The organism is Streptomyces niveus, assembly GCF_001723055.1.
Classification (GTDB): domain Bacteria; phylum Actinomycetota; class Actinomycetes; order Streptomycetales; family Streptomycetaceae; genus Streptomyces; species Streptomyces niveus.
Map to the genome: position 1 here is coordinate 1 of NZ_MDCR01000227.1, position 10,286 is coordinate 10,286.

Genomic DNA, 10,286 nt, shown 5'->3' on the forward strand with positions numbered 1-10,286 from the left:
GGCTGCCGCGACCGGAGCCGCCGGCCCCGCCGGACCCGCCCAGCCTGGCCCCCGCGCCACCCGAACCGGCGCCGCCGGTCCGTCGCGCGGGACGCGAGGCGCGCGCCTTCTGCGGCTTCTGTACGGCGGGTTGCGGCACCTCGATGGTGATCGCGATCCCGGAGGGCTCGCGCGCCCCGGTCAGCCGCGCCAGTTCCTCGTCGGTGGACTTCACACTGGCCGTCCGGGGGGCGATGCCCGCGTCCGACATCAGGCGCGTCATGTCCCGCTTCTGCTCGGGCAGGACGAGCGTCACGACACTGCCGGACTCACCGGCGCGCGCGGTGCGCCCGCCCCGGTGCAGATAGTCCTTGTGGTCGACGGGCGGATCGACGTTGACGACCAGGTCGAGGTCGTCGACATGGATGCCGCGGGCCGCGACGTTCGTCGCGACGAGCACCGTCACCAGCCCGGTCTTGAACTGGTCGAGCGTGCGGTTGCGCTGGGGCTGCGACCGGCCGCCGTGCAGGCCGGAGGCACGTACACCGCTCGCCAGCAGCCGCTTGACCAGCCGGTCCACCGCCCGCTTGGTGTCCAGGAACAGCAGCACCCGGCCCTCGCGCGCGGCGATGCGCATCGTGACGGCCTTCTTGTCGGTGTCGTCCATGACGTACAGGACGTGGTGCTCCATGGTCGTGACCGCGCCCTGGGAGGGGTCGACGGAGTGGACGACGGGGTCGGTCAGGTACTGCCGTACGAGCCGGTCGATGTTCTTGTCGAGCGTCGCGGAGAACAGCATCCGCTGCCCGTCCGGCCGCACCTGCTTCAGCAGCGCGGTGACCTGCGGCATGAAGCCCATGTCGGCCATCTGGTCGGCCTCGTCGAGGACGGTGATGGTGACCTGGTCGAGCCGGCAGTCACCGCGCTCGATGAGGTCCTTGAGCCGTCCGGGCGTCGCGACGAGCACCTCGGCGCCCCGGCGCAGCTGCCCGGCCTGCTTGCTGATCGACAGGCCGCCGACGACGGTGGCCATCCGCAGGTTGACGGCGGTGGCGTACGGGGTCAGCGCGTCGGTGACCTGCTGGGCCAGCTCGCGCGTGGGCACGAGCACCATCGCGTACGGTGCGCGCGGCTCGGCCCGGCGGCCGGCGAGACGGGCCAGCAGAGCGAGTCCGAAGGCGAGGGTCTTGCCGGATCCGGTACGGCCCCGGCCGAGGATGTCGCGGCCCGCGAGGGAGTTCGGGAGGGTGGCGCCCTGGATCGGGAAGGGCTCGGTCACACCCAGTGAGGTGAGGGTCTTGAGCAGGCCCGCGGGCATGTCGAGCTCGTCGAACGCCTCGACGGCGGGCAGCGCGGGGGTGATGGTTTCCGGCAGCGTGAACTCCTGCGGGCGCGCGGCGCGGCGGACCGGCGCCTTCGCCGAGCCTTTCGCGGGGCCCTTGGTGCGGGAGTTGACCGGGCGCTTACCGGCCGGGCGGGGTGCGCGGGCCGGGCGTTCGGAGCGAGTCATTCGGTGAAGAACCTTCCAGAGTCGTGTCCGCAAAGCAGCGTCGTTCGCCCCGCAGGGCGCCGCGAGCCAGACGGGACTTCGCGGACAGGGCCCGGGCCTGGGGACAGCACAAGCCGGGACCCGCACCGTGCAGGTGCGGGCCCCGGCTGCGAGGTACGCGTCCGGCGATTAGGCCGGGACGATGTTCTCCGCCTGCGGGCCCTTCTGGCCCTGCGTGACGTCGAACGAGACCTTCTGGCCCTCCTGGAGCTCACGGAAGCCCTGGGTGGCGATGTTCGAGTAGTGGGCGAAGACGTCGGCGCCGCCGCCGTCCTGCTCGATGAAGCCGAAGCCCTTTTCCGAGTTGAACCACTTCACGGTTCCAGTAGCCATGTCATTCTCCTAAAACAGGTGCAGAGACGAATCCGCACTTCACGGATTCCTCGTCGCCGCATTGAGCCCCATCCGGAGAAGCCGGCGAAAACAATAAAATGCGCCTGAGGAACATTCCCGTCAGGCGCACATAAAGTTCATGGGTACCAAAACTGCAACGGAGTCAGCCTAGCACGCTCACGGGGCTTACGTGGATCCGACACGCGGGGCAGGTCAGCCGCGTACGATGCCCCGCGCGCGGGCCGCGCCGAGCCACTGCGGGAATTCCGCGACGAGCCGGTCGTACAGGACGTCGTCCGGCACCTCACGGGGGTCGAGACCGGCGTGGAAGAAGCCCGCGTTGTCGACGGCCCGCTTCTGCGGCACGGCCAACTCGTCAAGTTTCGAAAGGAAGTTGAACTGCGAGCTGCGCTTGTTGCCGAAGCCGACGAACTGCCAGAACAGCGGGAGTTCCGCCGCCTTGCAGAGATAACGCTCGGCGGCGAGTTTGTTGATCGGCCCGCCGTCGGTCTGGAAGACCACCAGGGCGGGCGCCGTGGACCCGCTGTCCAGATAGTGGTCGATCACCGCGTCCATGGCCAGGTGGTAGCTGGTCTTGCCCATGTGCCCGAGCCCGGCCACGATCCGGTCGATCCGGCCGCGGTGGTCCGCGAGCGCGATGTCCGTCTCGCAGTCCACGTCCGTGGAGAAGAACACGGCGGGCACGACACCGTCGTCGTCCAGATTCGCCGAGAGCGCGAGCACCCGGTCGGCGAAGGCCTGGACGCTGCCGTCCTGGTAGTACTCGCGCATCGATCCCGAGTAGTCCAGGACCAGATAGACGGCGGCCCGCTGGCCGCTCATCCCGTGCTTGCGCAGTGATACGCCGGCCGCCCGGTAGTGCTGGACGAGCGCGGGGGCGGTCTCCTCGACCTTGAGGAGGCTGATCGCCGGGCCTCCCGTGGAGGGCGCTGTGGTCATGAGTGCTGCCGTTCACTCGACGGTGCGCGGGGGGCGGTACGCCGAGGTTACACAGCGTCAGAAACACATGTCACGGCGCCCGCCGATGTCCGGTCGGGGACTGGCGGGCGCCGTGTCCTGCGGAGGGTCCAGGGGACGTCCCCCGGGCCGTCACCGCCCGTACGCCGTTGTACGGGACGTTCTCTTCTTCCGTCAGACCGTGAGTGAGCGGTCCGTCGGGCGGATCGGGGCGTGCAGATCGCTCGCTCCGGTCAGATAGCGGTCGACGCCGCGCGCCGCCGAACGGCCTTCGGCGATGGCCCACACGATCAGGGACTGTCCGCGACCCGCGTCCCCGGCAACGTACACGCCGTCGACGTTGGTCGCGTAGTCGGCGTCCCGCGCGATGTTGCCGCGCGCGTCGAGTTCGAGGCCGAACTGGGCGACCAGGCCGTTCTCCTGGTCGGTGCCGGTGAAGCCCATCGCGAGGGTGACCAGCTGGGCGGGGATGGTGCGCTCGGTGCCTTCCTTCGGCACCGGACGGCCGTCCGCGAACTCGACCTCCGTGAGGTGCAGCGACTGGACGTTGCCGTCCTCGTCGCCCTCGAAGTGGGTGGTGGAGACGGAGTAGATCCGCTCGCCGCCCTCCTCGTGCGCGGAGGTGACCTTGTAGAGCATCGGGAAGGTCGGCCAGGGCTGGTTCGGTGCCCGGTCCTCGCCCGGCCGGGGCATGATCTCCAGCTGGGTGACGGACGCGGCGCCCTGGCGGTGCGCCGTACCGACGCAGTCCGCGCCGGTGTCGCCGCCGCCGATGACGACGACGTGCTTGCCCTCGGCGGTGATCGGGGAGACCGTCAGGTCGCCCTCCTGCACCTTGTTGGCGAGCGGCAGGTACTCCATCGCGAAGTGGATGCCCTTGAGGTCACGGCCGGGCACCGGCAGGTCGCGCGAGACGGTGGCGCCGGCCGCGATGACCACGGCGTCGTAGCGCCTGCGGAGCTTCGCCGCGTCGATGTCGCGGCCGATCTCCGTCTCCGTACGGAACTTGGTCCCTTCCGCGCGCATCTGCTCGATACGGCGGTTGATGTGGGACTTCTCCATCTTGAACTCGGGGATGCCGTAGCGCAGCAGCCCGCCGATGCGGTCGGCGCGCTCGTACACGGCGACCGTGTGGCCGGCCCGGGTGAGCTGCTGGGCCGCGGCGAGGCCGGCCGGTCCCGAGCCGATGACGGCGACGGTCTTGCCGGACAGGCGCTCCGGGGGGCGCGGGACGACGTCGCCGTTGTCCCACGCCTTGTCGATGATGGAGACCTCGACGTTCTTGATGGTGACGGCGGGCTGGTTGATGGCCAGCACGCACGCGGACTCGCACGGCGCGGGGCAGAGCCGGCCGGTGAACTCCGGGAAGTTGTTGGTGGCGTGCAGGCGCTCGCTCGCCGCCGTCCAGTCCTCGCGGTACGCGTAGTCGTTCCACTCGGGGATGAGATTGCCGAGCGGACAGCCCTGGTGGCAGAACGGGATGCCGCAGTCCATGCAGCGCCCGGCCTGCTTGCTGATGATCGGGAGCAGCGAGCCGGGAACGTAGACCTCGTTCCAGTCCTTCGTGCGCTCTTCCACGGGGCGGGACTCGGCCGTCTCGCGCCCGGTGGTCAGGAAGCCCTTGGGGTCAGCCATTGGTCGCCGCCTCCATCATCTTCTCGGTGGTCTCCTGCTCGGAGAGACCGGCGAGCTCAGCGGCGTCCTTGGCGGCGAGCACTGCCTTGTAGGTGGAAGGAATGATCTTGCTGAAGCGGGTCACCGAGGTGTCCCAGTCGGTCAGCAGCTTCTCGGCGACGGTCGAGCCGGTCTCCTCGTGGTGGCGGCGCACGACGTCGTGCAGCCACTCCTTGTCGGCGGCCGGGAAATCGGTCTCGACGGCGCCGAGGTTGCCGGCGTTGACGTTGTCCGGGTCGAGGTCGATGACGTACGCGACGCCGCCGGACATCCCGGCCGCGAAGTTGCGTCCCGTCTCGCCGAGTACGACGGCGTGGCCGCCGGTCATGTACTCGCAGCCGTGATCGCCGACGCCCTCGGAGACCACCGTGGCACCGGAGTTGCGGACGCAGAAGCGCTCGCCGGTACGGCCGCGCAGGAACAGTTCGCCGCCGGTGGCGCCGTACGCGATGGTGTTGCCCGCGATGGTCGAGTACTCGGCGAGGTGGTCGGCGCCCCGGTCGGGGCGGACGACGACCCGGCCGCCGGACAGGCCCTTGCCGACGTAGTCGTTGGCGTCGCCCTCCAGGCGCAGCGTGATGCCGCTGGGCAGGAACGCGCCGAAGGACTGGCCGGCGGAGCCGGTGAAGGTGATGTCGATGGTGTCGTCGGGCAGGCCAGCGCCGCCGAACTTCTTGGTCACCTCGTGGCCGAGCATGGTGCCGACGGTGCGGTTGATGTTGCGGATCGCGATCTGCGCGCGGACCGGCTGGGCGGCCTCGGCGCTCTCGGCACCGAGCGCGTCGGCGGCGAGCTTGATCAGCTGGTTGTCGAGCGCCTTGCCGAGCCCGTGGTCCTGCTCGACGGTCCGGTGGCGTACGGCGCCGGCTCCCAGGATCGGCACGTGGAACAGCGGCTCCAGGTCCAGGCCCTGGGCCTTCCAGTGGTCCACGGCCCGCTCGGTGTTGAGGAACTCGGCGTGGCCGACGGCCTCTTCGAGGGTACGGAAGCCCAGCTCGGCGAGCAGTTCGCGGACTTCCTCGGCGATGAACTCGAAGAAGTTGACGACGTACTCGGCCTGGCCGGAGAAGCGCTCGCGCAGCACGGGGTTCTGGGTGGCGATGCCCACCGGACAGGTGTCGAGGTGGCAGACGCGCATCATGACGCAGCCGGAGACGACGAGCGGCGCGGTGGCGAAGCCGAACTCCTCGGCGCCCAGCAGCGCGGCGACGACCACGTCGCGGCCGGTCTTGAGCTGGCCGTCGGTCTGTACGACGATGCGGTCGCGCAGCCCGTTGAGCAGCAGGGTCTGCTGCGTCTCGGCGAGGCCGAGCTCCCAGGGGCCGCCCGCGTGCTTGAGCGAGGTGAGCGGGGAGGCGCCCGTACCGCCGTCGTGTCCGGAGATCAGGACCACGTCGGCGTGGGCCTTGGAGACACCGGCGGCGACCGTGCCGACGCCGACCTCGGAGACCAGCTTCACGTGGATGCGGGCGGCCGGGTTGGCGTTCTTCAGGTCGTGGATGAGCTGGGCGAGGTCTTCGATGGAGTAGATGTCGTGGTGCGGCGGCGGCGAGATGAGGCCGACGCCGGGGGTGGAGTGCCGGGTCTTGGCGACCCACGGGTAGACCTTGTGACCGGGCAGCTGGCCGCCCTCGCCGGGCTTGGCGCCCTGGGCCATCTTGATCTGGATGTCGTCGGCGTTGACGAGGTATTCGCTGGTGACACCGAAGCGGCCGGAGGCGACCTGCTTGATGGACGAGCGGCGCTCCGGGTCGTGCAGCCGGTCGGCGTCCTCGCCGCCCTCGCCGGTGTTGGACTTGCCGCCGAGGCGGTTCATCGCGACGGCGAGCGTCTCGTGCGCCTCCTTGGAGATGGAGCCGTACGACATGGCGCCGGTGGAGAAGCGCTTGACGATCTCGGAGGCGGGCTCGACCTCGTCCAGGGCGACGGGCTCACGGCCGGAGTCGATGCTGAAGAGTCCGCGCAGCGTCATCAGGCGCTCGGACTGCTCGTTCACCCGTTCCGTGTACTGCTTGAAGATGTCGTAGCGGCGGTTGCGCGTGGCGTGCTGGAGACGGAAGACCGTGTCCGGGTCGAAGAGGTGCGGCTCGCCCTCGCGGCGCCACTGGTACTCGCCGCCGATGTCCAGCGCGCGGTGCGACGCGGAGATGCCGGAGGCGGGGTAGCCCTTGGCGTGGCGGGCGGCGACCTCCTGGGCGACGACGTCGAGCCCGGCGCCGCCGATCTTGGTCACCGTACCGCTGAAGTACTTCTCCACGAAGGCCTCGTCGAGACCGACGGCCTCGAAGACCTGCGCGCCTCGGTAGGAGGCGACGGTGGAGATGCCCATCTTGGACATGACCTTCAGGACGCCCTTGCCGAGCGCGTGGATGAGGTTGCGGATGGCCTGCTCGGGCTCCAGGCCCTCGATGAAGGTGCCCGCGCGGACCAGGTCCTCGACGGACTCCATGGCGAGGTACGGGTTGACGGCGGCGGCGCCGTAGCCGATGAGCAGCGCGACGTGGTGCACCTCGCGTACGTCACCGGCCTCGACCAGCAGCCCGACCTGGGTGCGCTGCTTGGTGCGGATGAGGTGGTGGTGCACGGCGGCGGTGAGCAGCAGCGACGGGATGGGCGCGTGCTCGGCGTCGGAGTGCCGGTCGGAGAGCACGATGATGCGCGCGCCGCTCTCGATCGCGGCGTCGGTCTCGGCGCGGATCTCCTCGATACGGGCGGCCAGGGCCTCGCCGCCGCCGCCGACCCGGTAGAGGCCGGAGAGCGTGGCGGCGGTCATGCCCGGCATGTCGCCGTCGGCGTTGACGTGTATGAGCTTGGCCAGCTCGTCGTTGTCGATCACCGGGAACGGCAGCGTGACGCTGCGGCAGGCGGCGGCCGTCGGCTTCAGCAGGTTGCCGGCGGGGCCGAGGGTGGAGCGCAGCGAGGTGACCAGTTCCTCGCGGATGGCGTCCAGCGGCGGGTTGGTGACCTGCGCGAACAGCTGGGTGAAGTAGTCGAACAGCAGCCGGGGGCGGGCGGACAGCGCGGCGATCGGGCTGTCGGTGCCCATGGAGCCGAGCGGTTCGCCGCCGGTGCGGGCCATCGGGGCGAGGATGATCCGCAGCTCCTCCTCGGTGTAGCCGAAGGTCTGCTGGCGGCGGGTGACGGAGGCGTGCGTGTGCACGATGTGCTCACGCTCGGGCAGGTCCTCCAGCTCGATCTCGCCGGCTTCCAGCCACTCCTGGTACGGGTTCTCGGCGGCGAGCGTCGCCTTGATCTCGTCGTCCTCGATGATGCGGTGCTCGGCGGTGTCGACGAGGAACATCCGGCCGGGCTGGAGGCGGCCCTTGCGGACGACCTTCGCGGGGTCGATGTCGAGGACGCCGACCTCGGAGGAGAGGACGACGAGGCCGTCGTCGGTGACCCAGTAGCGGCCGGGGCGCAGTCCGTTGCGGTCCAGGACCGCGCCGACCTGGACGCCGTCGGTGAAGGTGACGCAGGCGGGGCCGTCCCAGGGCTCCATCATCGTGGAGTGGTACTGGTAGAAGGCGCGCCGGGCGGGGTCCATCGAGTCGTGGTTCTCCCACGCCTCGGGGACCATCATCAGCACGGAGTGCGGCAGCGACCGGCCGCCGAGGTGGAGCAGTTCCAGGACCTCGTCGAAGGACGCCGAGTCGGACGCGTCGGGGGTGCAGACCGGGAAGGTGCTCTCCAGCGTGCGGGGGTCGTCACCGAACACGTCGGAGGCCAGCAGGGACTCGCGGGCGCGCATCCAGTTGCGGTTGCCCTTGACCGTGTTGATCTCGCCGTTGTGGGCGACGAAGCGGTACGGGTGCGCGAGCGGCCAGCTCGGGAAGGTGTTGGTGGAGAAGCGCGAGTGGACGACGGCGACGGCGGTCGCGAAGCGGCGGTCGGAGAGGTCGGGGAAGAACGGCTCCAGCTGGCCGGTGGTCAGCATGCCCTTGTAGACGATCGTGCGGGCGGAGAGCGAGGGGAAGTAGATCCCGGCCTCGCGCTCGGCGCGCTTGCGCAGGACGAACGTCTTGCGGTCCAGCTCGATGCCGCTGCGGGCGCCGCTGTCCGTCGGCGCGGCGACGAAGAGCTGGCGGAAGACGGGCATCGTGGCGCGCGCGATGGCGCCGAGCATCTGCGGGGCGACGGGGACCTCGCGCCAGCCGAGGACGTCGATGCCTTCCTCGGCGGCGATCGTCTCGATCCGTGAGACGTACTCGTCCGGGTTCTCGGCGGGCAGGAAGGCGATTCCGACGGCGTACGAGCCGGCCTCTGGCAGTTCGAAGGCGGTGACCTCGCGCAGGAAGGCGTCCGGGATCTGCAGCAGTATGCCGGCGCCGTCGCCCGAGTCGGGTTCGGAGCCGGTGGCGCCGCGGTGTTCGAGATTGCGCAGTACGGTCAGCGCCTGCTCGACCATCTCGTGGCCGGGCACACCGGTCAGGGTGGCCACGAACCCGACGCCACAGGCGTCGTGCTCGTTACGGGGGTCATACATGCCCTGCGCAGCGGGGCGGCCATCCATGGGCGACCAGGCGTCGAAACGCATCGGCTCTCCCGTCGTCGTCGTGGCATTTGCGATAAACCGAGGGACGACGTTGGCCCAGGGCAAAATTTCGTGCAGGTTACATGATGGGTCGGCTGCTCAGGAAGCGGGAAGCTGATTCCAACATGTGGACGTCGTACGTGGCCGCCGTAACCGGGCGGCGAAGGTAGGCCGAGGTGATCGAAGGCGAACGGAGGCGAAGGGAACGCCGGACACCGGACCACGGCGGAGCGGGCTTCTTTGCCCGCAGCGCCTACGGCTCATGCCCGGAGTTCAAGCGTTCGAAACAACCGGGTAACGGCTAGATATGTGACGCCATGCATAGTGTCCCACCCGGATGGCTCAATCGCCGCTGGATGGTCGAGGGATGTTCGTCACCACAGTGACGGTACGGCCCCGGTCGCGCAATATGTCGCACGTGGGACGTCCGACTTCGGGAGCCGTACGTCCCACGTACCCAGGTCACCGCCTAGACGGCGGCGCCGAAGAGGGTGCCGAGCCCGTACGTGAGCGCCGCCGCCGTACCGCCGAGGGCGAGCTGGCGCAGCCCGCTGTACCACCAGCTGCGCGCCGTCACGCGCGCCACCAGCGCGCCGCAGGCGAAGAGACCGAACAGCGCCACCAGCACGGCGGGCCACAGAACGGTGGCGCCGAACAGATACGGCAGGACGGGGAGCAGCGCGCCCATCGCGAAGCAGCCGAACGACGACACCGCGGCGACCATCGGCGACGGCAGATCGTCCGGGTCGACCCCCAGCTCCTCACGCGCGTGGATCTCCAGGGCCAGCTCGGGGTCGCGGGAGAGCTGCTCGGCGACCTGACGCGCCAGCTCCGGCTCGACACCGCGCGACTCGTACAGCTCGGCCAGCTCCGCCATCTCGTCCTTGGGGAACGTGCGCAGCTCCCGCCGCTCCACGTCCAGCTCGGCCTGGACCAGCTCGCGCTGGGACGCCACGGAGGTGTACTCCCCCGCGGCCATCGAGAAGGCGCCGGCCGCCAGGCCCGCGAGACCGGTGATGACGATGGTCTGCCGGTCGACGGCACCGCCCGCCACACCGGTCATCAGGGCGAGGTTCGACACGAGCCCGTCCATCGCGCCGAACACCGCGGGACGCAGCCAGCCGCCGTTCACATCGCGGTGCGTGTGATTGTCCCGGTGCGCTCCGTGGAGCGACGCCTCGTTGTCCATGACGGACACGGCTGTCCCCTTCCCTGCTGGTCCCGCTGTTCCTCGGTGGCGGG

Annotated in this window: 6 protein-coding genes; all 6 read right to left on the reverse strand. The window is 70.0% G+C overall.

The window, feature by feature from the left end; translation table 11 throughout:
• Positions 1-1,489 (reverse strand): DEAD/DEAH box helicase (locus BHU15_RS24915; protein WP_069629249.1); only part of this gene is annotated, 1,489 nt, incomplete at its 3' end.
• Between the two features lie 168 nt (positions 1,490-1,657).
• The gene (locus tag BHU15_RS24920; RefSeq protein WP_015607926.1) at positions 1,658-1,861 is read right to left on the reverse strand and encodes a cold-shock protein; all 204 of its coding nucleotides are present in this window, start codon (positions 1,859-1,861) and stop codon (positions 1,658-1,660) included.
• A gap of 213 nt (positions 1,862-2,074) precedes the next feature.
• Entirely contained in the window at positions 2,075-2,821 is a 747-nt protein-coding gene (locus tag BHU15_RS24925) for a VWA domain-containing protein (protein WP_069629250.1), read from the reverse strand.
• 192 nt (positions 2,822-3,013) lie between these two features.
• Positions 3,014-4,474 (reverse strand): glutamate synthase subunit beta, encoded by a 1,461-nt coding sequence (locus BHU15_RS24930; protein ID WP_069629251.1) that lies wholly within the window; start codon positions 4,472-4,474, stop codon positions 3,014-3,016.
• Entirely contained in the window at positions 4,467-9,047 is a 4,581-nt protein-coding gene (gene gltB, locus BHU15_RS24935; protein ID WP_069629252.1) for a glutamate synthase large subunit, read from the reverse strand. The genes BHU15_RS24930 and gltB overlap by 8 nt, the downstream gene beginning before the upstream one ends.
• A 466-nt stretch (positions 9,048-9,513) precedes the next feature.
• Positions 9,514-10,233, reverse strand: a complete 720-nt coding sequence (locus tag BHU15_RS24940; protein ID WP_376207100.1) for a VIT1/CCC1 transporter family protein — start codon at positions 10,231-10,233, stop codon at positions 9,514-9,516.
• Between the last annotated feature and the right edge of the window lie 53 nt (positions 10,234-10,286).